Genomic DNA, 23,918 nt, shown 5'->3' with positions numbered 1-23,918 from the left:
TTACGGCCTTGTCGTTGAAATAGTGGAAACTGAAGACCCGAACCAGTGCTGAATGTTGCTCATCGCGGCGCTTGAAGTATCCAGAATTGGCTGCGGGTAGAAGCCCAGCGCCACCAGCAATACTACCAGCAACAAGATGATCGACAGTTCGCGTGAGGTCATGCCCGGCAGCGGTTCGTCAGATTTTGCTTTGCCATAGTAAGCGCGCTGCATCATCACCAGTGAGTAAACCGAAGCGAACACCAGACCAAATGTTGAGATGACAGTGATCACCGGCACAACCGGGTAGCTGCCGAACAGGATCTGGAATTCACCGACGAAGTTACCGGTACCCGGCATCCCCAAGGTGGCGACGGCGAAGAACAGCGACAACGCTGGCAGGTATTTAATCCGGCCCCACAATCCGCCCATCTGGCGCATATCACGGGTATGCAGACGTTCGTAAAGCTGACCACAGATGATGAACATACCGGCTGCGGACAGGCCGTGTGCAATCATCTGAATCACTGCGCCCTGGTATGCCAGCTGGCTGCCGGTGTAGATAGCAATCAGTACGAAGCCCATATGCGAAACTGAGGTGTATGCAATCAGACGTTTAATGTCGGTCTGACAGAACGCCATCCACGCGCCGTAGAAGATACCAATCACACCCAGCCACATGGCAATCGGGGCAAACTGGTGTGACGCTTCCGGGAACAGCGGCAGACAGAAACGCAACATCCCGTAGGCTGCGGTTTTCAGCAAAATACCGGCTAAGTCGACGGAACCGGCGGTCGGTGCCTGACTGTGTGCATCGGGCAACCAGCCGTGCAATGGCACAACCGGCATTTTCACCGCGAACGCGATGAAGAAACCGAGCATCAGCAGGTATTCAACACCGTGCGACATTGGCGTTTTCAGCAGGTCAGCGTAATTGAACGTCCATACACCGGTGGCGTTGTAATGCACAAACACCAGACCGAGGATGGCAATCAACATCACCAGACCGCTGGACTGCGTATAGATGAAGAATTTGGTTGCTGCGCTGATACGCGTTTTACCGTCTGACGCTTTGTGTCCCCACAAGGCAATCAGGAAGTACATCGGCACCAGCATCATTTCCCAGAAGAAGAAGAACAGGAACATGTCGATGGCGAGGAACACGCCGATTACGCCGCCGAGGATCCACAGTAAGTTCAGGTGGAAGAAGCCCTGATACTTCTGGATTTCACGCCACGAACAGAGGATCGCCAGGACACCCAGCAGACCGGTCAGAACCACCATCAGCAGGGACAAACCGTCCAGCGCCAGATGGAAGCTGATGCCAAAACGAGGGATCCACGGCACCGAAAATTCGGATTGCCACTGTGGAATACCCGCAGGCGTCGTTAATGAATATCCTCCCTGCAACCACAATTGCACGGAAAGAGCCAGCGTCAGCCCCATCGCAATCAACGCGATCCAGCGCGGTACTTTGCTCCCAAAGCGCTCAGTCTGCCAGCACAGCAGCCCGCCGATAAAGGGGATAAATATTAGCCAAGGTAATAGCATGGCGTGTCGTTCCCTTCTTTTATGCCCGAAGGCTATTTCACTTGCCGGTCAGTTACACCAACAGACCGGCATTGATAACTACACCCGTAATGCAGGCTTAAATCACCAGCAGCAGCGCCAGAACGACGACCGCACCGAGCCCCATTGACGCGACGTACCAACGTACCTGACCGTTTTCGCTCAGAGTCAGACCACGGTTACCCAGACGGGCAAACAGCGCAGGCAGATTCATCATCGAGTTCAGCGGATCACGTTGCAGGAGTTTCGCGACCAGCAGATAAGGTTTCACGAAAATCATGTCGTACAGCCAGTCGAAGCCCCAGGCATGGAACCACCAGGTCGTGAAGAAACGACCCGGTGCGCTTTTCGCAATGCTGTTGACCAGCGAGCGTTTACCCAGATACAGGGCCGCCGCCAGCAGAATGCCAGCAATTGCAATCACGCCTGATGTGATTTCCAGCGTCAGCACGCTGCCATGCGCCAGCTCAGTGGTATCCGGCAGTACGCCTTTCAGTGGCGGAACAATCATCGCGCCAATGAAGGTGGACAGAACCAGTAACACCAGCAGCGGCAGGTGGTGAGTGATGCCTTTACCCGCATGCGCTTTGATTTTCTCTTCGCCATGGAACACGATGAAGATCATGCGGAAGGTGTACAGCGAGGTCATAAACGCACCGACCAGACCGGCAACCATCAGATTCAGGTGTCCGTTAGCCAGCGCACCCGCGAGGATTTCATCTTTACTGAAGAAGCCCGCAGTGATGATTGGCAAGGCCGACAGCGCCGCACCACCGACCAGGAAGCAGAGATAGACAAGAGGAATGGATTTACGTAATCCACCCATTTTGAAAATGTTCTGTTCGTGGTGGCAGGCCAAAATGACCGAACCGGAAGAAAGGAACAACAGTGCTTTGAAGAATGCGTGCGTCATCAGGTGGAAGATAGCGGCATCCCACGCCTGAACGCCCAGCGCCAGGAACATGTAACCAATCTGGCTCATGGTCGAGTACGCAAGAACGCGTTTGATGTCGGTCTGTACCAGCGCAGCAAAACCTGCCAGAACCAGCGTTACCGCACCAATAATGCCCACCAGATGCAGGATCTCCGGCGCCATCAGGAACAGGCCATGAGTACGTGCAATCAGATAAACACCGGCGGTTACCATGGTCGCGGCGTGGATCAGCGCAGAAACCGGCGTCGGACCAGCCATCGCATCTGCCAGCCAGGTCTGCAAAGGAAGCTGCGCGGATTTACCCACGGCGCCACCCAGTAACATCAGGGTTGCCCAGGTGATTGCCGTGTCGCCCACTGCCAGTTTTTGCGGTGCCAGGATCATCAGTTCGCGGAAGTTCAGCGTACCCAGTTCGCGGTAAAGAATGAACAACGCGAAAGCCAGGAATACGTCACCAACACGGGTCACGATAAAGGCTTTCATCGCCGCCGCACCGTTGGCCGGATGGGTGTAGTAGAAACCGATCAGCAGGTAGCTGCACAGACCCACGCCTTCCCAGCCGAGGTACATCAGCAGCAAGTTGTCAGCCAGTACCAGAACCACCATGCTGGCGATAAACAGGTTGGTGTACGCAAAGAAGCGTGAGTAGCCTTCTTCACCGCGCATGTACCAGGAAGCGAACATGTGGATGAAGAAACCGACGCCGGTTACCACAGACAGCATGGTCATAGACAAACCGTCGAGCGTCAGTGTGACTGGAATATTGAAGTCACCCACCTGCATCCAGTTCCACAGATGCTGGTTGAAGACTTCAACGCCCGCCGCTTTCTGGCTGAAGAAGTTGATGCCCACATAAACGGTGGTCAGTGCTGCCAGACCAATGGAACCCACGCCAATGGTAGCGGAGGTATTTTCAGACCAGCGACCGCGAGAAAAGGCCAGTAACAGGAAGCCAATCAGCGGGAACAGAATAGTTAAATAGAGTAAGTTCATCCGCGCATCTCACTGACAGTATCAATATTGAGAGTGTGGCGACGGCGATACAGTTGCAACAGCAACGCCAGACCAATACTGGCCTCCGCCGCAGCCAGGCTGATGGCCAGAATGTACATCACCTGCCCGTCTGCCTGACCCCAGTAGCTTCCCGCCACAATAAACGCCAGCGCTGCCGCGTTAATCATCACTTCAAGACTGATTAGCATAAACAACAGATTACGACGAACCAGCAGCCCGGTAAGCCCCAAAACAAAGAGGATCGCGGCCAGAATAAGACCATGTTGTAGAGGGATCATGCTCTCTCCTCCGGTTTTCTTTTTGTAGCCATTTCGGTCGTGGCCGGTGCGTCACCGAAGACTTCACCCGGTTTGTGTTCACGACCAACATGGAATGCCACGACCAGACCGGCCAGCAGCAACATTGACGCCAGCTCAACCGCCAGAACGTAAGGCCCGAACAGCGCGATACCCACCGCTTTCGCGTCAATCATGTCGCCTTTGATGCCATGGTCATGCACACCGAGGATAGACAGGATCATCACCACCAGCAGGATGACTGACAAAACTGAAGGCCCGATCCAGGTGGCAGGTTTGAGCCAGGCACGTTCCTGTTCTTCGACATTGCCGAGGTTGAGCATCATCACGACGAAGACGAAGAGCACCATAATGGCGCCCGCGTAAACGATGATCTCCAGTGCACCGGCGAAGTACGCGCCGAGTGAGAAGAAGACCGCAGCAATCGCCAGTAAAGAGACGATCAGATACAGCAGTGCATGCACCGGGTTGGTGTGCGTGATAACACGCAATGTCGCCAACACGGCCACCAGGGCTGCAATATAAAATGCAAATTCCATGCTTGCGGCTCCTTAAGGCAACAGACCTTTGACGTTGATCGGTTTGGCTTCGTTTTCAGCTTCGCCTTTCGACTTGCCGTCAATCGCCATACCGGCCATCCGGTAGAAATTGTATTCCGGATATTTACCCGGCCCAGAAATCAACAGATCTTCTTTTTCGTACACCAGATCCTGGCGTTTGAATTCGCCCAGCTCGAAGTCCGGCGTCAGCTGAATCGCTGTTGTCGGGCAGGCTTCTTCACACAAACCGCAGAAAATGCAGCGTGAGAAGTTGATGCGGAAGAACTCCGGATACCAGCGGCCATCTTTCATTTCTGCTTTTTGCAGAGAAATACAGCCTACCGGACAAGCTACTGCACACAGGTTACAGGCAACGCAGCGCTCTTCGCCGTCCGGGTCGCGCGTCAGCACGATACGGCCACGATAGCGCGGAGGCGGATTGACCGGAACTTCAGGGTACATCTGGGTTTCGCGCTTGGCGAAGGCGTGCATGCCTATCATCCACAAGCTGCGAACCTGGGTACCGAACCCGACCACTATGTCTTTCAATGTCATGGTTTCATTACCCCTTATTGCGCGTTGTACAAGATGACCGCAGCGGTCGCCAGCAGATTAAGCAAGGTCAGTGGCAGGCAAACTTTCCAGCCAAATGACATCACCTGGTCGTAGCGGGGACGCGGCAAAGCAGCACGGATCAAAATGAACATCACCATGAAGAAAGCGGTTTTCAGCGCAAACCAGATAAACGGCGGCAGGAACGGCCCCTGCCAGCCACCGAAGAACAAGGTGACGATCAGCGCAGAGACAGTCACGATACCGATGTATTCCCCGACAAAGAACAGACCGAATTTCATACCGGAATATTCAATGTGGTAACCGTCGGCCAGTTCCTGCTCGGCTTCCGGCTGGTCAAACGGGTGGCGGTGACACACAGCCACACCGGCAATCGCAAAGGTCACGAAGCCAAAGAACTGCGGGATGATGTTCCACACATGTGCCTGAGAATTGACGATGTCTTGCAGATTGAAAGAACCCGCCTGCGCCACGACGCCCATCAGCGATAAGCCGAGGAACACTTCGTAGCTCAGCGTCTGAGCGGATGCACGCATCGCCCCCAGCAGCGAGTATTTGTTGTTACTGGACCAGCCAGCAAACAACACCGCATAGACGGTCAGACCGGCCATCATCAGGAAGAACAAAATACCGATGTTCAGGTCTGCGGCGAACCAGGTCGGGCTGACCGGAACAATCGCAAAGGAGATCAACAGGGATGTAAACGCAATCATCGGCGCCAGCGTAAAGATGGCTTTGTCGGTGAATTTAGGTACCCAGTCTTCCTTGAAGAACATTTTGATCATGTCAGCGACCAGTTGCAGGGAACCGCCCCAGCCGACACGGTTTGGTCCGTATCGGTTCTGGAACAGGCCCAGCAAACGGCGCTCGCCGAAGCTCATGAAGGCCCCGCAGGTCACAACAACCAGCAGGATCACCACCGCCTTCAGAATGGCGATCAACGAATCGATGACTACAGGTGTAAACCAGCTCATTGTGCTGCCTCCCGCAGATTTTCAACCGTTGCGCCAACCAGCACCGGAGGAATGCCCGGCAAGCCCAGCGGCAGGCCAACCTGGCCCTGACTCAATGTTTCACTCAGACGAACGGGCAATCTGAGGGTCTGACCGGCACAGGTGAATTCCACCTGAGAACCTGCATTCACCCCTAACTGCGCAGCATCTGCCGGGTTAACCATCACATACGCTTGTGGCATACGTTGCTGGATAACTTTCGAGCGCTGTGTCATTTCTTCACTGCCGAACAGGTGATAATAAGGCGCTACACGCCAGTTATCGCTCTGTGGAGTAAAGGCCGCCGGAATCGTGGTGAAGTAATCGAGGGTTCCCTCACCGGCTTCAATCAGACGCACACCCGGATCACCGTGGCGCAGACTGCCGCCCACTTCACTCTGGAATTTGTTCCAGGCTTGCGGTGAGTTCCAGCCCGGCGCCCAGGCGAATGGCACCTGGTTGCGGTTGGCTGTCGGGCTGTTGTTCCCTTCCATCGAGAAGGCAAACATGGTGTCTTTATCTTGTGGCTGACGCGGTTCATGAACGCTGATGTTCGCGCGCATAGCGGTACGACCACTTGAACGTGCCGGAGAACGCGCCAGCTTCTGACCACGAATACGGAAGCTGGCGTTTGGCGCCGCTTCTACCATGCCTTTCAGCTGTGGCAGAGCTTCAACACAGGCTTCAATCACGTGATCAAGCTGAGTCCAGTCAACATGACGGCTGTTGATAGTGGAATGCAGCGAGTGCATCCAGCGCCAGCTTTCGAGCATGGCAACCGTTGTGTCGTAGTAAGCCGGGTCATAAACCTGGAAGAAGCGCTGTGCGCGACCTTCCTGATTTACCAGCGTACCGTCGCTTTCGGCAAAACTCGCCGCAGGCAGGATCAGGCTGGCTTTATCCATGATGCGGGTACGCTGATGGTCAACGACCAGCAGGTTCTGCACATTAGCTAATGCTGAATCGACTTTCGCCTCAGGCGCCTGACGGTAAAGGTCATTTTCCATCACAATCGCGCTGTCTGCTTCGCCACGGGTCAGCAACTCAAGTGCTTCATCGAGTGTGCCACCACCAATCATCGAAAGACCGATGCTGTTAGCCGCAGAAGCCACGAACGTAATGCCGACATCACTGCCCGCAATTTTCAGCGCTTTGGCGATATTGGCCGCTGCTTCGATAATGGCGTCAGAGCCGGCGTTAGAACCGGTGATGATCAATGGCTTGCGGGCACCGGTCAGCGCCTGCACGATCACGTCGATTTTCTTGCTCAGGCCATCAGCCAGATCGGTGACCGCTGGCGCAGAATTATCCAGTGCATGAGCGATAGCAAAGCCGAAACGCGCCTGCTCATCGACCGGTGCACGGTAATTGTAGGCCGCGATATCGTCGAGTTTGGTGTTGTCTACGTTGGTCATAAACAGCGGGTGTTTGGCGTGCTGACCGATGTTCTGAACAGCGGCGATTTGCCAGTCGGCAACGCGCTGAGCCGCAGCCATCGCGCGGGCTTTACCTTTAACAGCCTGACGCACAGACAATGCGATACGCGCACCGGTCTGGGTTAAATCTTCGCCCAGCACCAGAACGGCATCGTAATCTTCAATTTCACGCAGCGCCGGTGTGTGAACACCGCTGTTGCGCAGAATGTTCAGCATCAGTTGCAGACGCCCCTGCTCTGCCGCGTTAATTCCGGTATAAAAGTTTTCAGCACCGACCAGTTCACGCAACGCAAAGTTGCTTTCCAGGCTGGCACGCGGAGAACCGATACCGATGGTTTTCTTCGCCTGACGGATAATGTCTGCCGCGCCCTGCATCGCCTGTTCTGCGTTAAGTTCGATCCAGTCATTACCACGCAGCTGCAAAGGTTTCTTCGGACGATCTTTCAGGTTCACATAGCCATAACCGAAACGACCACGGTCGCATAGGAAGTAGTGGTTTACGGTACCGTTATAACGGTTTTCGATACGACGCAGTTCGCCGTAACGCTCACCCGGGCTGGTATTGCAGCCAACAGAACATTGCTGACAGATGCTTGGTGCAAACTGCATGTCCCATTTACGGTTATAGCGTTCGGAGTGCGTTTTATCGGTGAATACGCCGGTCGGACACACTTCTACCAGGTTACCGGAGAACTCGCTTTCCAGCGGGCCATCTTCCGGGCGGCCGAAATAGACGTTGTCGTGTGCGCCATAAACGCCCAGATCAGTACCGTCCGCGTAATCCTTGTAGTAACGGACACAGCGATAACAGGCGATACAGCGGTTCATTTCATGCGAGATGAACGGACCGAGATCCTGGTTGTTATGCGTACGTTTGGTGAAGCGGTAACGGCGCATACTGTGGCCGGTCATCACTGTCATATCCTGCAGGTGACAGTTACCGCCTTCCTCACACACCGGACAATCGTGCGGGTGGTTGGTCATCAGCCATTCCACGACGCTTTCACGGAATTCTTTCGCTTCAGAGTCGTCGATGGAAATGAAGGTGCCATCAGACGCTGGTGTCATACATGACATCACCAGACGACCGCGCGTGTCTTCCGCATTTTGGTATTGCTTAACCGCACATTGGCGGCAAGCGCCGACGCTTCCCAGCGCCGGATGCCAGCAAAAATAAGGAATATCGAGGCCGAGAGAGAGGCAAGCCTGTAACAGGTTGTCCGCTCCGTCTACATCGTATTCTTTGCCGTCTACATGAATCGTAGCCATAGTCAGCATGCTTCCACGTGGCCCGCCTGAGCGGGCGTTAATCAAAAATTCTTGCCGGGTTGGCGTATATCATTCGACAGCGCGTCCCTTGTTCCGGAAATTCGCGCACAGCGGGCTCACGTCCGCTGCCTGTTGCCTTCACTACCAGCGCTCTTTCAGCAGATTGTTTGGCTGAATGCCCGCAATCGCATGTGCGTTGTTGTAATGCTGTTTGGCGATACCCGCCTCAAATTCTTCCCGGAAATATTTAATCGCACTCTGCAATGGCTCCACGGCACCCGGCGCGTGTGCGCAGAAGGTTTTGCCCGGGCCAAGCTGGCGGCAAAGTTGCAGGAGAGTTTCGATATCCCCCGGCTGACCTTCACCCCGTTCCAGCGCACGAAGAATTTTCACACTCCACGGCAGGCCATCGCGGCACGGTGTACACCAGCCACAAGATTCGCGGGCGAAGAACTCTTCCAGGTTGCGTACCAGCGGAACCATGCCGATTTCGTGATCCACGGCCATCGCCAGCGCAGTCCCCAGACGGCTGCCGGCTTTACCAATGCTGGCAAAGTCCATCGGCAGGTCCAGATGATCGGCGGTCAGGAAGTCAGTCCCTGCCCCGCCCGGCTGCCAGGCTTTGAATTTCAGACCATCGCGCATGCCACCGGCATAATCTTCAAGAATTTCACGTGCGGTAGTCCCAAACGGCAGCTCCCAGACGCCCGGATTTTTAACCCGGCCGGAGAAACCCATCAGTTTGGTGCCGGCATCTTCACTTTTGCCCGCAGACATACCTTTGTACCAGTCCACGCCGTGCTCAAGGATCGCTGGCACGTTGCACAGGGTTTCGACGTTATTAACGCAGGTCGGTTTACCCCATGCTCCGGCAGATGCCGGGAACGGTGGCTTGGAACGCGGGTTAGCACGACGGCCTTCCAGCGAGTTAATCAGCGCAGTTTCTTCACCGCAGATGTAACGCCCTGCGCCGGTGTGAACAATCAGTTCAAAATCAAAACCGGTGCCGAGGATGTTTTTACCCAGCAGGCCCGCCTCGGTAGCTTCGGCAATCGCGCGACGTAAGTTAACAGCCGCTTCAATGTATTCGCCGCGCAGGAAGATATAACCACGGTAAGATTTCAGCGCGAATGCCGAGATCAACATGCCTTCCACCAGCAGGTGCGGCATTTGCTCCATCAGCATGCGGTCTTTATACGTACCCGGCTCCATCTCATCGGCGTTACACAGCAGATAGCGGATGTTCATGCTTTCGTCTTTCGGCATCAGACTCCACTTCAGACCGGTGGAGAAACCTGCGCCGCCGCGCCCTTTCAGGCCTGCGTCTTTAACCAGATTGACGATTTCTTCCTGAGCCATGCCTTTGAGGGCTTTTTCTGCACCGACGTAACCGTTTTTGCTGCGGTATTCGTCGAACCAGACAGGCTGTTTATCCTCACGCATACGCCAGGTCAGCGGATGCATCTCCGGTGTGCGTTCGATATGTCTTGGAATGTAGGTCATGCGTAGCGCTCCAGTAGCGAGCCGATCGCTTCCGGCGTCAGGTGGCTGTGCGTGTCCTCGTCAATCATCATTGACGGGCCTTTGTCACAATTACCGAGGCAGCAGGTCGGCAGCAGGGTAAAGCGTCCGTCTTCGGTCGTTTCGCCCGGCTTGATGTGCAACTGTTGTTCCAGAGCAGCCTGGATCCCCTGATAACCGGTGATGTGGCACACCACGCTGTCACAGTAACGGATCACATGACGCCCCACCGGCTGACGGAAGATCTGGCTGTAGAATGTCGCCACACCTTCGACGTCGCTGGCAGGAATGCCCAGAACATCGGAGATCGCGTAGATAGCGCCATCAGGCACCCAGCCACGCGCCTTTTGCACGATCTTCAGCGCTTCGATAGAGGCCGCGCGGGCATCTTCGTAGTGATGTTTTTCGTGCTCAATCGCTTCACGTTCAGCGTCGCTCAGCACAAACACCGGCGGCGCGACGGGCTCGCTGACGTTGATGTACTGAACTTCTGAGTCTTTATTGATATCTGTCATCGTTAGCGGTCCACATCTGACATTACAAAATCGATACTGCCCAGATACACGATCAGGTCGGATACCAGGCTGCCACGGATTACGGACGGGATCTGCTGCAAATGCGGGAAGCTTGGCGTACGGACACGGGTGCGGTAGCTCATGGTGCTGCCGTCACTGGTCAGGTAGTAGCTGTTGATCCCTTTGGTTGCTTCAACCATCTGGAAAGATTCTTGCGCAGGCATGACCGGCCCCCACGACACTTGCAGGAAGTGGGTGATCAGGGTTTCGATGTGTTGCAGCGTGCGCTCTTTCGGTGGCGGCGTGGTCAGCGGGTGATCCGCCTTGAACGGGCCTTCCGGCATGTTTTTGTAGCACTGTTCCAGAATGCGCAGGCTCTGACGCAGTTCTTCTACTTTGAGCATGACGCGGGAATAGCAGTCACTGACGCCATCACCTGTCGGAACTTCAAAGTCAAAGTTTTCATAGCCAGAATAGGGACGCCATTTACGCACGTCGAACGGGATACCCGTTGCGCGCAGGCCAGCACCGGTGGTGCCCCAGGCCAGAGCGTCATCTGCGTTATACGCAGCCACGCCTTTGGAACGGCCAATCAGAATGGTGTTTTTTAGCGCCGCTTTGACGTAGGAATCCAGACGCGCTGGCATCCAGTCAAGGAACTCACGCAGCAGGCGATCCCAGCCTTTCGGCAGGTCATGTGCAACGCCACCAATACGGAACCAGGCCGGGTGCATACGGAAACCGGTGATCGCTTCCACCAGATCGTAGATTTTCTGACGATCGGTAAAGGCAAAGAACACCGGCGTCATCGCGCCCACGTCCTGAATAAACGTAGAGATGTACAGCAGATGGCTGTTGATACGGAACAGTTCAGACAGCATCACGCGGATGGTGTTAACGCGATCCGGCGTTACGATACCGGCCAGTTTTTCAACTGCCAGCACGTAAGGCATTTCGTTAACACAACCGCCAAGATATTCGATACGGTCGGTATACGGGATGTAGCTGTGCCAGGACTGACGTTCGCCCATTTTTTCAGCACCACGGTGGTGGTAACCGACGTCCGGAACGCAGTCGACAATTTCTTCGCCATCAAGCTGCAATACGATACGGAACGCACCGTGCGCGGACGGATGGTTTGGCCCGAGGTTGAGGAACATGAAGTCCTCGTTGTCGGTACCGCGCTTCATGCCCCAGTCCTCCGGCTTGAAGGTCAGCGATTCCATCTCAAGTTCTTCTTTTTGCTTAGTCAGCTCATAAGGGTCGAACTCGGTGGCGCGCGCCGGATAATCTTTACGCAGCGGGTGACCTTCCCAGGTCTGCGGCATCATGATGCGCGTCAGGTGCGGGTGACCATCAAAGGTAATACCGAACATTTCCCAGGTTTCGCGCTCGTACCAGTTGGCGTTCGGGAAAACCTTGGTAACGGTCGGAACATGGAGATCGTTTTCTGACAACGCCACCTTGATCATGATGTCGCGGTTACGCTCGACCGAGATCAGGTGATAGAAAACGGAAAAATCCGCAGCCGGTAAACCGTCGCGGTGAGTACGTAAACGCTCATCAAAGCCATGCAAATCGAAAAGCATGACATAAGGTTTTGGCTGTTTTCGTAAAAAGGTAATCGCTTCCAGTACCTGTTCGCGTTTGAACCACACCACGGGAATTCCGGTGCGGGTCGCCTGAACAGTAAAGGCCTCTGGCCCAAAACGGTTACGCAATTCGCCAATAACCGGATCATCGAGATGATCACGGGTATGCCATGCTGGCAGGGCGGAATCTTGCGTCGTCAAATCTGTCATATTTTTTTCACCACACTAAATGGTCATTTATGCCGTAAGGGGGACACCTCACCCCTCAGGGTTGACTCTCAGACCGCAGTGTTAAATCTCGTCCGGCGAACGCAGATTTGTCACGGCAATACGCTCAGCACGTTTACGCTCTTTTTCAGACTGCATATTCGCGCGGTAAACACCCTGATCGCCGACAACCCATGACAATGGGCGACGTTCTTTACCGATAGACTCCTGCAGTAGCAGTAATGCCTGCATATACGCTTCCGGACGCGGCGGGCAACCCGGGATATACACGTCGACAGGCAGGAATTTATCCACACCCTGCACAACAGAGTAAATATCGTACATGCCGCCGGAATTCGCACAGGCGCCCATCGAAATCACCCATTTTGGTTCCAGCATCTGGTCGTACAGGCGCTGAATAACCGGGGCCATTTTGGTGAAGCAGGTACCTGCAACCACCATGAAGTCAGCCTGACGGGGTGATGCACGCAGAACTTCAGCCCCAAAACGCGCAACGTCATGCACCGCAGTGAATGACGTCACCATTTCGACGTAGCAGCAGGAAAGGCCGAAGTTGTAGGGCCAGAGGGAGTTTTTGCGTCCCCAGTTCACCATGCCGTGCAATGATTCCTGGAGATTCCCCATGAAAACGCTGCGCTTAACCTGCTCCTGAAGAGGATCGCCGACGACCTCCTGGTTTTGCAGGGGGTAACGGTCGTTCTCACCGTCCGGGTCTATGCGGGTGAGCGTATAGTCCATCTTAATGCCTCGCTATGACTGCTTACTGAGGGTGATTGTTGGTATTAATTGCCGGGCTCGGTTTAACAGGTCCTTTCGAACGTGTTGGGGTCCAGTCGAGTGCGCCAATTCGCACCAGATAGAACAAACCGGCCAGCAGTACCAAAATGAAAATGGTGGCTTCAACGAATCCCGTCCAGCCGCTTTCGCGGATTGACGTTGACCATGCATAGAGATACAGGGCTTCAACGTCGAAAATGACGAAAAACATTGCAACCAGATAGAACTTTGCGGAAAGGCGCAGACGGGCAGTGCCCACCGAGGCGATACCTGATTCAAAAGGCGTGTTTTTGTAGCGTGCTCTGGCTCTCCCGCCAAGGAACGCGGCGCCCAGTAACATCAGGCAGCACAGCCCAACGGCAACGATAAGAAAAACGGCGAACGCCCAATGTTGAGCGATGACTTCAGTGGCTGTTGACATACTCATTGCTTACTCATCAAAAGTGGCACTTTGGCATCTGCTCTTAGGGCCGGCAGTTTGCGTACCACATCGATTCAAGGGAAGGATTAATAACCACACAGTTCACGGCTCAACAAGGCATTAAGCCAGTGATTTGTTGTGGGCTTTTTACCCTTTTCTATAACCTTTTGTCAACTTTGACAAAAGTATCTCCACATTAGTTTACATGCTTAGCATTTAATTAACATATCATGCGACGGAACTTAAGCTAAATCGTGTCAGTTAAATACCGTGATAAAGCATGGGCCTGGGATGGGAGTTATTACATCTTTCGGGCTTTCCTATTGTCGCAGGAATAGTCGGCTCTTCCACTCTCTTAATAGGGGTATTTTTTTGATCCATGTCAGAGTTCTGTCAATTTTGAGACAGAAATGGCCACACATTTAACAAGTTTTATTGATTTTCAAAAAATGACAAGTGAATTACGGAGAAATTTGATGCATTCTTTTAACTTAAAAAAGTTCAGGATTTTGCGTCGTTTAGTGAAGTGATAGTCAACGGGAATGACAGTCGTAGCGGGAAAGAAACGGGGTTAATGCAGAAAAAGTCAGGTTTGAGTGGAGTTATTAAATTAAACCGCTAAAAATACAACTTTTGCACCTCTAAAGAGGTAGGAACCTTTACCCCCGCCCCGCTGATCGGAGGCGGAAGGTAAAGCCGGGTTTATTTTTAACTTTGAGAGTCTGCCAGGAACTCATGATCGTCATCCACAACCGGACGCGGACCATAGGCACTGAGAGAATAAGGATCATTCCCTTGCTCAACAGCGTTGAAAATCGCCATCGCCAGTTCATTTTCGCAACGGGCATTTTTGTACAACACGTACTGAGTGTCCGGCAAGCGTGGCAGACCATCCTGCTCACCCAAAACACGCAGTTCCGGGCTCATCATTTCAATCGGCCGCGCAGTCACGCCCAAACCGGCACGAACCGCAGCACGAATGGCAGACAATGTTGATGCCACATACGCAATGCGCCACGGGATCCCCGCCTGGTTGAGATGCTCTATCGCCATCATGCGATACGGGCTGGGTTCATCCAGCACCACCAGCGGCACACTGTCTCCTGACGGATAGGCAAAATCAGCCGAGCAATACCATAATGTTGGCGAAGTCCGCAGGACGATATGCGGATGATCGGTGTTGGTCATCGTCGTGATGGCCAAATCGACTTCCTCACTTTCCAGCATCGACAACATAAACGGGCTGCGTTTCACGCGAACATCAATAGACAACTTTGGATATACCGAAGTCACGCGGCTGAGCAGGAAAGGTAAGATGGTGTCAGCCGTATCGTCTGACGCACCAATCGTTATCCCGCCCTGGACGTTGCTGTACATCAAAGAGGTGCACGCTTCGTCGTTAAAACGAAGAATTTTCCGTGCGTACCCCAATAACTGAATACCATGTTCAGTTAATAATTTATTGCGTCCATGTCTGGCAAACAGTTCTTTTCCAACGAGTTGTTCTAGACGTTGCATCTGTTGGCTGACCGCCGACTGAGTACGACACACGGCAGCAGCTGCCGCAGCGAACGTATTTAAATCGGCAACAGCGACAAATGTCCTCAACAGGTCAAGGTCGAGATTGAGGATTGGACGATTTGCTATTGTCATAGTTTTTCTTCACTTTATAGAATCTAATAACAAGCTACCCTGATGGTGCGTCAAAGTACCCGCAAAAAGCAGAATACCAGATATGGCAGATACTCACTCATTTGATAAGTGAAATTGAGAAATATTTGTGCACGAAAGTTTTCCACTTTGTGAGCATCGAACCTTTTAAAGCACGCACAGTAATTCCGCACAAAGCAGGAATGATTAGAGCGTCTTAATTAATATAGTCCGTCCCGTGAAACCCTTCCACATACCTACATACCGGCCTGCTGCTGACAAAACCCTGACAATCGTTAAATCATCTGGAGAAAAAACATAAGTTAAATTAACGAATAAAAGTAAGATATGGAAATATAACCTATTAAATTCATCGGCTCAAACGAATAACCATTTAATGCCACTGGTCATTAGTTAAATGATCATTAAGATTTTTCTTGTTTTATCAAATTTTGTTTATAGCGATTTTTATTATATATATGCCAGTAAAGCATTCACTTATTCAAAAAAGAATAGGTTTCAGATATTGCCCCGACATGATCATTCATCCAGCATTTACTATTAATCATTAGATAAATAAAACTAATTCTCATCAGACATTTTTCCTTGTTAATCATCCGCACCCGATTTTTTTTCAGAATTTGTCGAGCTTTGGTAAGTTTTCATGATGTTCTGCCCAAAAAGAACACAGCCGCTAAGCTGGAAGGAAGATCGTAGTGCAGCAAAAACAGTGGAATTACCGGTTATAGAATCAGCTATTGCAAAATAAAAAATTACACAAACACCAATTATAAGAATTAAAAACCATTCACCGTCATGCAAGCCATGGGAAAGAACCACCTCCGGTCGCATTACTGCTGTTTTTCACCAAAACGGTGCACAGCCCTTCTCACACCCGCTTCGGGGGAGTAAATTGACCCCTTCGCACTGTTCTACGGTCGCCTGGCGCCAGGGAAGAACAGGCTTTACTGCAAAAGGCTCCTATTTACATGTCCCCGATTGAAAAATCCCACAAACTGGACAACGTCTGCTATGACATTCGCGGCCCGGTGCTCAAAGAAGCAAAACGTCTTGAAGAAGAAGGCAACAAAGTCCTCAAACTGAACATCGGCAACCCTGCCCCGTTCGGTTTCGACGCGCCTGATGAAATCCTGATCGACGTAATCCGCAATTTGCCGACTTCACAGGGCTACTGTGATTCAAAAGGCCTGTTTTCTGCACGTAAAGCGATCATGCAGCACTATCAGGCGCGCGATATGCGCGACATCACGGTTGAAGACATTTACATCGGTAACGGTGTTTCTGAGCTGATCGTTCAGTCAATGCAGGCATTGCTGAACACGGGCGATGAAATGCTGGTGCCTGCGCCCGATTATCCGTTGTGGACCGCCGCAGTTTCCCTGTCTGGCGGTAACGCGGTGCATTACCTGTGTGATGAGGGCGCTGACTGGTTCCCGGATATCGCCGATATTCGTGACAAAATCACGCCGCGTACCCGTGGCATTGTGATCATCAACCCGAACAACCCGACCGGCGCGGTGTACAGCAAGGAATTGCTGATGCAGATCGTCGAGATTGCGCGTGAACACAATCTGATCATTTTTGCCGATGAAATCTACGACAAGATCCTGTACGACGACGCTCAGCACATTTCCATTGCGTCGCTGGCGCCGGATCTTCTGACCGTAACCTTCAATGGTCTGTCAAAAACTTACCGCGTTGCCGGTTTCCGTCAGGGCTGGATGGTACTGAACGGCCCGAAAAAGCACGCCAAAGGCTATATTGAAGGTCTGGAAATGCTGGCCTCGATGCGTTTGTGTGCCAACGTTCCGATGCAGCACGCCATTCAGACGGCGCTGGGCGGTTACCAGAGTATCAGCGAATTCATTCAGCCGGGCGGGCGCCTGGTCGAACAGCGTGACCGCGCGTGGGAACTGATTAATCAGATCCCGGGTGTGTCCTGCGTGAAGCCGAAAGGCGCGCTGTATATGTTCCCGCGAATTGATGCCAAGCGTTTCAATATTCAGGATGACCAGAAAATGGTGCTCGATTTGCTGTTACAGCAAAAAGTCCTGCTGGTTCAGGGTTCCGCCTTTAACTGGCCTTATCCGGACCACGTTCGAATCGTGACGCTTCCGCGCGTAGACGAACTGGAAATGGCAGTGAACAAGTTCGGTCGTTTCCTCGAAACTTACCGTCAGTAATGATCAGGGCGCAGACATCTGCGCCCTTTTTTCTTTCTGCGCATTTCCGCATTTGCATAACGGTTTCGCACTGCTCACAATGGACTCTCATTCACCGTTGTTATTGAGAGTGCTATGAGTCAGAGCCATTTTTTCGCCCACCTTTCCCGTCTTAAACTGATCAGCCGCTGGCCGCTGATGCGCAACGTCCGCACCGAGAATGTGTCCGAACACAGCCTCCAGGTCGCCTTTGTGGCTCATGCTTTAGCCGTGATTAAAAACCGCAAATTTAACGGCAATCTGAGCGCCGAACGCGTTGCCCTTCTGGCGATGTATCATGACGCCAGTGAAGTACTGACCGGCGATATGCCCACACCAATTAAGTATTACAATCCGCAAATTGCTCATGAATACAAAAAGATCGAGAAAATTGCTCAGCAAAAACTGATCGAAATGCTGCCGAAAGAACTGCAGGAGGATTTCCGTCCGCTGATTGACGAGCATTACTATACGGAAGATGAAAAACTGACAGTAAAACAGGCCGATGCCTTGTGCGCATACCTGAAATGCCTGGAAGAATTGTCTGCGGGGAATAACGAGTTTACGCTGGCAAAAGCGCGTCTGGAGAAGACGCTGGCCGACAGAAAAAGCCCGGAAATGGACTACTTCATGGAAGTCTTTATCCCGAGCTTCAGTCTGTCACTGGATGAAATCAGCCTCGATTCTCCGCTCTGATCGCCTCCCGCGCGTCAGAACGGGAAAAGTACCGGCACCAGAAAAATGCTGACGACCATCACCAGCAGCGTAAAAGGCACGCCGATACGGATGAAATCGCCGAACTTGTAGTTACCGGGCACCATCACCAGCGTATTCACCGGTGATGAAACCGGCGTCATAAACGCCGCTGAGGCCGCAATCGCGATAATCATGGTAAACGGGTAAGGCGAAACACCCATCTGATGCGCCGCCGCAATGGCGATCGGCGCCATCAGTACGGCCGTTGCAGTATTGGAAATAAATAACCCTATACCGGCGCAGAGCACAAACAAACTCAGCAGCATCATGTACGGACCGTATCCCCCGCTCACTTCCATCAGGCCTTTCACAATCAGCGCCACCCCGCCGGTTTTTTGCAGCGCCAGCGCGAAAGGCATCATCCCGACGATCAGCAGCAGACTCGGCCAGTGAATGGCTTTATATGCGCCTTCCATCGTGATGCAGCGGAACTTGCCCATCAGCATGCAGGCAATAATGGCCGCGATGGCATTCGGCACGTCGTCGGTAAGCATTAACGCGACCATCAGCGCCAGGCAAAACAGCGCATGGGGTGCCTGGCTGAGTGCAGGCGCGACTTCATCCACTTCTGCGGGCAGATTCAGCACAATGAAATCATGCATTTGCTGTTGTAGCTGGCGGATGAGTTTCCAGTCGCCAATCACCAGCAACATATCGCCCAGTTGTAAAACCTCATCAACAAGTTTGCCGTCGAGCGCTTCGCCCTGCCGGCGAATACCGACCACGTTCAGACCGTAAGTTGAGCGGAAAGCCACGTCGCGCAGCGTTTTACCCAGCAACTCGGAGTCGGGGATCAGAGACACTTCCGCCATTCCGACATCCCGTGACTGCTCGGAAAAATACTCACCGCGTAAAACCATCGGCTCAAGCATTTCATCGGTACAAAACTGGCGGACAGAAACGTCAGGATCAGCCATATCCAGCAGCAGCACATCGCGGGCACACAGCTCGGTGCTCCCGGTTGCACTGACCATCACGCGACGAAATTTGCGCCAGCGTTCAATCCCCACCACGTTTGCGCCATAGCGGGAACGCAGATGCACGTCGTCCAGCGTACGGCCGACCAGCGGAGATCCGGGACGTACCGTCATCCGCCGCGCACGACCGGTCAGATGGTAATCGCGGATAAGATCACGAAAAGTACGACGCTTCCAGCGCTGTTTATCCTGTAAGGCGTCATCGGAAGACAGCCAGCGGCGGGCAAGCAGCATATATCCTACGCCCATTACCAGCACGACCAGCCCCACCGGCGTCACGCCGAAGAAACCAAAACCATCAAATCCTTCACGCAGTAACTCGCTGTTAACCACCATATTGGGCGGGGTCGCGACCAGTGTCATCATGCCGCTGATAAGCCCCGCAAAACTCAGTGGCATCATCAGGCGGGCGGGAGAGGTTTTCATGCGGGCAGAGACACTGATAACAACGGGAATGAAAATCGCGACTACGCCGGTCGAACTCATGAACGCGCCCAGCCCGGCGACGGTCAGCATCAGTAAAACCAGCATACGGGTTTCGCTGTTACCCGCGACTTTCATCAGCCAGTCGCCCACCTGATAAGCCACGCCGGTCCTGACCAGCCCGTGCCCGACAACAAAAAGCGCCGCAATCAGAATCACGTTCGGGTCGCTGAATCCGGCCAGCGCTTCATTGATGGTCAGCGTTCCGCTCAGCACGAAAGCAATGATGACGAGTAACGCCACGATATCCATCCGCAGCGTATTGCGCGCGAACAGCACCATGGCGATCACAAGCAGTATCACTACCCAGATTAATTCACCGGTCAAAACAAACTCCTTTTGCGTTGAGATGGCAGAAATAAGCTCAATGAGGTTATTTGAAGAATAACGGGGTTCAGGATGGCATAAAAAAACCCCGTGGCTGCGGGGTTTATATCAATTAAAAGGCGTTAATTGTACTTTTTATGCGCTTATCGCAGACTGACGGTCACGCCGTTATCGGAAGGATTAAGCAGTAAATCTTTCAGCGAGGAAAGGTCGAAATCTACGTTTTCGATTCCCGGGGTGTCAGACGGCGCGTTAACCGCAATCACTTTACAACCGGCAGCAAGACCGGCCATTACGCCCGCCGCGGCATCTTCCACCACGACACAATCTTCCGGCGCCAGGCCCAGACGTTCTGCACCCAGCAGATAAGCATCTGGCTTAGGCTTGCCGTGTTTAACCTGTTCTGCCGTGATAAACACTTCCGGCTCAGGCAAATTCGCGGCTTTATGACGCGCACTGGCCACCGGCATGGAACCCGAGGTCACAATCGCCCACGGAATATTCATACGGCTGAGTTCACTCAGAATAAGATGAGCGCCCGGCAGCGCCGTAACCCCTTCAGTATCAGTGGCTTCGATCTTTTCCAGTTTATCGAACTCTTCCTGAATCTTTTCTTCGCTTGCGCCTGCCATGAAATGACGTAAAGAAGTGATTGCCTGTTTGCCATGAATAAAGGCCAGAACATCCTGCGGGTTGGCCCCCCAGCTGAGTGCCCAGTTAATCCATGAGCGTTCTACGGCGGGCAGTGAATCCACTAACGTTCCATCAAGGTCGAACAAGAAACCTTTGCACTCCACAGGCAATTCCTCTTTAGTTATCTCAATTTAGGCATTAATGATTTGCGCTATCTCGACGGCGCTCAAATGATACTGACGAGGACAAGATTGCCAGACGGCCAGCATGCGCTGGTATTTATCCCACATTTTGGTCTGTGCGTTAAAGCCGTGCGTCCCCGCATCAAAATCAGTGTAACGTCCTTCGGTGTTTACCATAAAGCGGACATAGCTTAAATAGCGGGATTCTGTTGCAGCATCAAAACCGAGGAAATCAATACGGCGGCGATCCAAATCCTGGGTGTCTTTCAGATTGGTCCATGAAACCTGCATCGCATGATGCATCTCCATAATGTTAATTACGGTGCGGCAGGTTTCTTCCGGCAATTCGCCAAAGTCCCTGTCCAGCTCGCGCATTTGCAAACCAAAACCACGTTCGATCACCGTTTGTAACCGGCGATAACGCTCCGCGTTATCAGGGTCCAGCATGGTCATCATTTTATATTGATTCGACAAAATCAGGCGTTGAGCGTTCGTCATTTCCATCGTGAAAATCCTCATGTCTGCATAATGAGCAAAGCATGGCATAGCGCAAAGTTCTGCGAAATCGCAAGCACACCATTCTTTGATTTGGGTCTGGATCTCATCTGAAATAATCACCGGAGGAGACGTTCCTCCGGTCAAAATGCGGCGTAAAACGATGTTAATGACGGGACGGGCAGAATTACAGATCGTCTAAAAAGGTTTTATCAAGCTGCTTGAAAGCCCGCTTCAGGACATCGGCCAGCGACTGATATGTCGGCGTGCCTTCAATCGGGGCTAATGCCTGCCCGGCTTCGACGAGTTTATTGCGCACATCGTGGAACCAGCTCATCAGCGTCGGCGGCAGCGGCGTCAGGGAACGACGGCCAAGCCACCACAACCCTTGCATCGGCAGGCTACAGGCAAAAATAGCGGTCGCCACGGCCGGGCCCAGTTGTCCGCCCATGGCAATTTGCCAGCTCAGCGTGAAAACGGCCACGGCGGGCATAACGCGTACGGCAAATCGGGTGGCACTGGAAATCCGGTTCTCAGGGAATACCGGAGCCAGACGCTTATCTGACGGCCATGTCTTCATGTAGTGCTGCCCGCGCTGGAAAACCTGAAACCAGCCTACGGAGCCTGTTGGCTTACTCGTCATAGATGCACCTCAACTTCACGTATAAAATTTAAAAAATATTTGTAAAACACAAACTGGAGTTTACCACGATAAAATATATTTTGTTTTTGCTGGCACCTGTCGGTATTCTATCGCAGCCTTGCATACCTCTCAGCCGACAAGGTTAATATAAAGTTGGGGCGGAAACGCGAAATTGCAATGTTTTCTCCCTACATTAAGCATAGTGCCTTGCGTCGGGTGGTTTTGTAATTAGTTATTGTATTTTTTGTTAGTGTTTTTACTTATTAGCAACATTCTGAAGAGGCATAACAGGAACGTTTTCGTCTGCAGGACGGACGTTTCACCGTTATCCGGGAGATTAAAAAATCTGCTCCCAACGATTCTTCAGCTTTTTCATCGTCATGCCTGTTATGGCTCTCTGGCATGATGTTAATCATAATTGTCGCCGCCATTATGCGCTACGCTTGATGTCAGACTGACGATTTATTAACCACGTGTATTGTTTTTTTTAAACAGCACCAACAATAAATAGGTACTTCCATGTCGAGTAAGCTTGTACTGGTTCTTAACTGTGGTAGTTCTTCCCTTAAGTTTGCCATCATTGATGCTGCAAACGGTGAAGAACACATTTCAGGTTTAGCCGAATGTTTCCATCTGCCAGAAGCACGCATTAAATGGAAAATGGACGGTGGCAAAGAAGAAGCCGCTTTAGGTGCGGGTGCCGCACACAGCGAAGCGCTGAAATTCATCGTTAACAATATTCTGAGCAAAAAACCTGAACTGTCTGCTGAGCTGGTAGCAATCGGCCACCGCATCGTTCATGGCGGCGAGAAGCTGACTAAATCCATGCTGATCAACGACGCTGTAATCGAGGGTATCAAAGAATCTATCCCGTTTGCACCGCTGCATAACCCGGCCCACCTGATCGGTATTGATGAAGCACTGAAATCTTTCCCTAAACTGGCTGACAAAAACGTTGCTGTCTTCGACACCGCGTTCCATCAGACCATGCCTGAAGAATCTTACCTCTACGCGCTGCCGTACAGCCTGTATAAAGATCACCACATCCGTCGTTACGGCGCACACGGCACCAGCCACTTCTATGTGACTCAGGAAGCCGCGAAAATGCTGAACAAACCAGTGGAAGAAGTGAACCTGATCACTTGCCACCTGGGTAACGGCGGTTCTGTCAGCGCAATCCGTAACGGTAAATGCGTTGATACTTCTATGGGTCTGACCCCGCTGGAAGGTCTGGTCATGGGTACCCGCAGCGGTGACATCGACCCGGCAATCATCTTCCACCTGCATGATTCTCTGGGCATGAGCGTTGATCAAATCAACAAAATGCTGACCAAAGAATCCGGCCTGCTGGGCCTGACTGAAGTCACCAGCGACTGCCGTTATGTTGAAGACAACTACGCCACCAAAGCTGATGCTAAACGTGCAATGGACGTGTTCTGCCACCGTCTGGCGAAATACATCGGTGCATATACTTCACTGATGGAAGGCCGTCTGGACGCTGTCGTGTTCACCGGTGGTATCGGCGAAAACGCGGCAATGGTTCGCGAACTGTCTCTGGACAAACTGGCTCTGCTGGGCTTTGAAGTTGACCACGAGCGTAACCTGGCTGCACGCTTTGGCAAATCCGGTGCTATCAACAAAGAAGGCACCCGTACCGCGCTGGTTATTCCAACCAATGAAGAGCTGGTCATTGCACAAGACGCCGCGCGCCTGACCGCATAAAAGGACCCTAAACTGCCAGCGAAAGCTGGCAGTCATTTTTCTATTATCATCAAAGGCAAACGCCGCCCGTTTGGACGCACCGCGCAGGATAATCATCGCGCTTATGCTGATCATTATCCCCTCTGCACAAACCTGCGAATGTTCTTGCCTGGCAACCGTCAAAGAGGTTTAGC

20 protein-coding genes are annotated in these 23,918 nt (G+C 52.6%); 3 read left to right on the top strand and 17 right to left on the bottom strand.

The features are described from left to right. The 13 genes from nuoM to lrhA all read right to left on the bottom strand — a co-directional run bounded on the left by nuoM (window position 1) and on the right by lrhA (window position 15,308). The gene (gene nuoM / locus M2403_RS10620; protein ID WP_152324363.1) at window positions 1-1,530 is read right to left on the bottom strand and encodes an NADH-quinone oxidoreductase subunit M; all 1,530 of its coding nucleotides are present in this window, start codon (window positions 1,528-1,530) and stop codon (window positions 1-3) included. Window positions 1,531-1,627: 97 nt separating this feature from the next. Further along, on the bottom strand, window positions 1,628-3,475 hold the full coding sequence (nuoL, locus tag M2403_RS10615; RefSeq protein ID WP_208950899.1) for an NADH-quinone oxidoreductase subunit L: 1,848 nt from the start codon (window positions 3,473-3,475) through the stop codon (window positions 1,628-1,630). Next, window positions 3,472-3,774 (bottom strand): NADH-quinone oxidoreductase subunit NuoK, encoded by a 303-nt coding sequence (gene nuoK, locus M2403_RS10610; RefSeq protein WP_004936014.1) that lies wholly within the window; start codon window positions 3,772-3,774, stop codon window positions 3,472-3,474. Before nuoK ends, nuoL begins: the two co-directional genes overlap by 4 nt. Further along, entirely contained in the window at window positions 3,771-4,331 is a 561-nt protein-coding gene (gene nuoJ, locus M2403_RS10605) for an NADH-quinone oxidoreductase subunit J (protein WP_165058292.1), read from the bottom strand. Before nuoJ ends, nuoK begins: the two co-directional genes overlap by 4 nt. 12 nt (window positions 4,332-4,343) lie before the next feature. Then, window positions 4,344-4,886, bottom strand: a complete 543-nt coding sequence (gene nuoI / locus M2403_RS10600; RefSeq protein WP_112289933.1) for an NADH-quinone oxidoreductase subunit NuoI — start codon at window positions 4,884-4,886, stop codon at window positions 4,344-4,346. 14 nt (window positions 4,887-4,900) lie between these two features. After that, window positions 4,901-5,878 (bottom strand): NADH-quinone oxidoreductase subunit NuoH, encoded by a 978-nt coding sequence (gene nuoH, locus M2403_RS10595; protein WP_013574595.1) that lies wholly within the window; start codon window positions 5,876-5,878, stop codon window positions 4,901-4,903. Continuing rightward, a complete protein-coding gene (nuoG, locus tag M2403_RS10590; protein ID WP_259229103.1) occupies window positions 5,875-8,601 on the bottom strand; it encodes an NADH-quinone oxidoreductase subunit NuoG in 2,727 nt (908 codons plus the stop codon). Before nuoG ends, nuoH begins: the two co-directional genes overlap by 4 nt. Before the next feature lie 141 nt (window positions 8,602-8,742). Then, complete coding sequence (gene nuoF, locus M2403_RS10585; protein WP_152324367.1) at window positions 8,743-10,104, bottom strand: NADH-quinone oxidoreductase subunit NuoF; 1,362 nt, start codon at window positions 10,102-10,104, stop codon at window positions 8,743-8,745. Then, window positions 10,101-10,637, bottom strand: a complete 537-nt coding sequence (gene nuoE, locus M2403_RS10580) for an NADH-quinone oxidoreductase subunit NuoE (protein ID WP_226790007.1) — start codon at window positions 10,635-10,637, stop codon at window positions 10,101-10,103. Before nuoE ends, nuoF begins: the two co-directional genes overlap by 4 nt. Window positions 10,638-10,639: 2 nt before the next feature. After that, a complete protein-coding gene (gene nuoC, locus M2403_RS10575) occupies window positions 10,640-12,439 on the bottom strand; it encodes an NADH-quinone oxidoreductase subunit C/D (RefSeq protein ID WP_152324368.1) in 1,800 nt (599 codons plus the stop codon). Between the two features lie 81 nt (window positions 12,440-12,520). Next, a complete protein-coding gene (locus M2403_RS10570) occupies window positions 12,521-13,195 on the bottom strand; it encodes an NADH-quinone oxidoreductase subunit B family protein (protein ID WP_101076105.1) in 675 nt (224 codons plus the stop codon). A gap of 22 nt (window positions 13,196-13,217) precedes the next feature. After that, window positions 13,218-13,661 (bottom strand): NADH-quinone oxidoreductase subunit A, encoded by a 444-nt coding sequence (locus M2403_RS10565; RefSeq protein WP_104921271.1) that lies wholly within the window; start codon window positions 13,659-13,661, stop codon window positions 13,218-13,220. Between the two features lie 702 nt (window positions 13,662-14,363). Then, window positions 14,364-15,308 carry a transcriptional regulator LrhA gene (gene lrhA, locus M2403_RS10560; RefSeq protein ID WP_152324369.1) on the bottom strand — a complete coding sequence of 315 codons (945 nt, stop codon included), beginning with the start codon at window positions 15,306-15,308 and terminating at the stop codon, window positions 14,364-14,366. A 986-nt stretch (window positions 15,309-16,294) separates the two neighbouring features. Between lrhA and M2403_RS10555 the strand changes: the two genes are divergently transcribed. Together M2403_RS10555 and yfbR are read left to right on the top strand one after the other, a co-directional pair. Continuing rightward, window positions 16,295-17,509, top strand: coding sequence for a pyridoxal phosphate-dependent aminotransferase (locus M2403_RS10555; RefSeq protein ID WP_165058296.1), 1,215 nt, complete (start codon window positions 16,295-16,297; stop codon window positions 17,507-17,509). A gap of 114 nt (window positions 17,510-17,623) precedes the next feature. Beyond that, window positions 17,624-18,223, top strand: coding sequence for a 5'-deoxynucleotidase (gene yfbR / locus M2403_RS10550; protein WP_152324371.1), 600 nt, complete (start codon window positions 17,624-17,626; stop codon window positions 18,221-18,223). Window positions 18,224-18,237: 14 nt separating this feature from the next. Here the strand turns inward: yfbR and M2403_RS10545 are convergent, their stop codons facing one another. The 4 genes from M2403_RS10545 to yfbV all read right to left on the bottom strand — a co-directional run bounded on the left by M2403_RS10545 (window position 18,238) and on the right by yfbV (window position 22,023). Further along, entirely contained in the window at window positions 18,238-20,070 is a 1,833-nt protein-coding gene (locus M2403_RS10545) for an SLC13 family permease (protein ID WP_152324372.1), read from the bottom strand. A gap of 143 nt (window positions 20,071-20,213) precedes the next feature. Then, window positions 20,214-20,867 (bottom strand): sugar phosphatase, encoded by a 654-nt coding sequence (locus tag M2403_RS10540; protein WP_152324373.1) that lies wholly within the window; start codon window positions 20,865-20,867, stop codon window positions 20,214-20,216. 27 nt (window positions 20,868-20,894) lie between these two features. After that, a complete protein-coding gene (locus tag M2403_RS10535) occupies window positions 20,895-21,389 on the bottom strand; it encodes a YfbU family protein (protein WP_165058299.1) in 495 nt (164 codons plus the stop codon). A gap of 178 nt (window positions 21,390-21,567) precedes the next feature. Continuing rightward, window positions 21,568-22,023, bottom strand: coding sequence for a terminus macrodomain insulation protein YfbV (gene yfbV, locus M2403_RS10530; RefSeq protein WP_104921265.1), 456 nt, complete (start codon window positions 22,021-22,023; stop codon window positions 21,568-21,570). 519 nt (window positions 22,024-22,542) lie between these two features. On the opposite strand from yfbV, the gene ackA reads away from it, so the two are divergent. Continuing rightward, window positions 22,543-23,745, top strand: coding sequence for an acetate kinase (ackA, locus tag M2403_RS10525; protein ID WP_152324375.1), 1,203 nt, complete (start codon window positions 22,543-22,545; stop codon window positions 23,743-23,745). Window positions 23,746-23,918: the final 173 nt, after the last annotated feature.

Source organism: Rahnella sp. BIGb0603 (genome assembly GCF_024808755.1).
GTDB classification, from domain to species: Bacteria; Pseudomonadota; Gammaproteobacteria; order Enterobacterales; family Enterobacteriaceae; genus Rahnella; species Rahnella contaminans.
This window is presented reverse-complemented; position numbering and strand designations above follow the sequence as displayed.

Bases quoted from the DNA above. Each gene is read 5' to 3' on its own strand.
- nuoJ (WP_165058292.1), bottom strand. From the start codon at position 4,331: ATGGAATTTGCATTTTATATTGCAGCCCTGGTGGCCGTGTTGGCGACA.
- nuoC (WP_152324368.1), bottom strand. From the start codon at position 12,439: ATGACAGATTTGACGACGCAAGATTCCGCCCTGCCAGCATGGCATACC.
- ackA (WP_152324375.1), top strand. From the start codon at position 22,543: ATGTCGAGTAAGCTTGTACTGGTTCTTAACTGTGGTAGTTCTTCCCTT.
- yfbR (WP_152324371.1), top strand. From the start codon at position 17,624: ATGAGTCAGAGCCATTTTTTCGCCCACCTTTCCCGTCTTAAACTGATC.
- yfbV (WP_104921265.1), bottom strand. From the start codon at position 22,023: ATGACGAGTAAGCCAACAGGCTCCGTAGGCTGGTTTCAGGTTTTCCAG.
- nuoL (WP_208950899.1), bottom strand. From the start codon at position 3,475: ATGAACTTACTCTATTTAACTATTCTGTTCCCGCTGATTGGCTTCCTG.
- nuoE (WP_226790007.1), bottom strand. From the start codon at position 10,637: ATGACAGATATCAATAAAGACTCAGAAGTTCAGTACATCAACGTCAGC.
- nuoM (WP_152324363.1), bottom strand. From the start codon at position 1,530: ATGCTATTACCTTGGCTAATATTTATCCCCTTTATCGGCGGGCTGCTG.
- M2403_RS10565 (WP_104921271.1), bottom strand. From the start codon at position 13,661: ATGAGTATGTCAACAGCCACTGAAGTCATCGCTCAACATTGGGCGTTC.
- nuoF (WP_152324367.1), bottom strand. From the start codon at position 10,104: ATGACCTACATTCCAAGACATATCGAACGCACACCGGAGATGCATCCG.
- lrhA (WP_152324369.1), bottom strand. From the start codon at position 15,308: ATGACAATAGCAAATCGTCCAATCCTCAATCTCGACCTTGACCTGTTG.
- nuoK (WP_004936014.1), bottom strand. From the start codon at position 3,774: ATGATCCCTCTACAACATGGTCTTATTCTGGCCGCGATCCTCTTTGTT.
- M2403_RS10535 (WP_165058299.1), bottom strand. From the start codon at position 21,389: ATGGAAATGACGAACGCTCAACGCCTGATTTTGTCGAATCAATATAAA.
- nuoG (WP_259229103.1), bottom strand. From the start codon at position 8,601: ATGGCTACGATTCATGTAGACGGCAAAGAATACGATGTAGACGGAGCG.
- nuoH (WP_013574595.1), bottom strand. From the start codon at position 5,878: ATGAGCTGGTTTACACCTGTAGTCATCGATTCGTTGATCGCCATTCTG.
- M2403_RS10570 (WP_101076105.1), bottom strand. From the start codon at position 13,195: ATGGACTATACGCTCACCCGCATAGACCCGGACGGTGAGAACGACCGT.
- nuoI (WP_112289933.1), bottom strand. From the start codon at position 4,886: ATGACATTGAAAGACATAGTGGTCGGGTTCGGTACCCAGGTTCGCAGC.
- M2403_RS10555 (WP_165058296.1), top strand. From the start codon at position 16,295: ATGTCCCCGATTGAAAAATCCCACAAACTGGACAACGTCTGCTATGAC.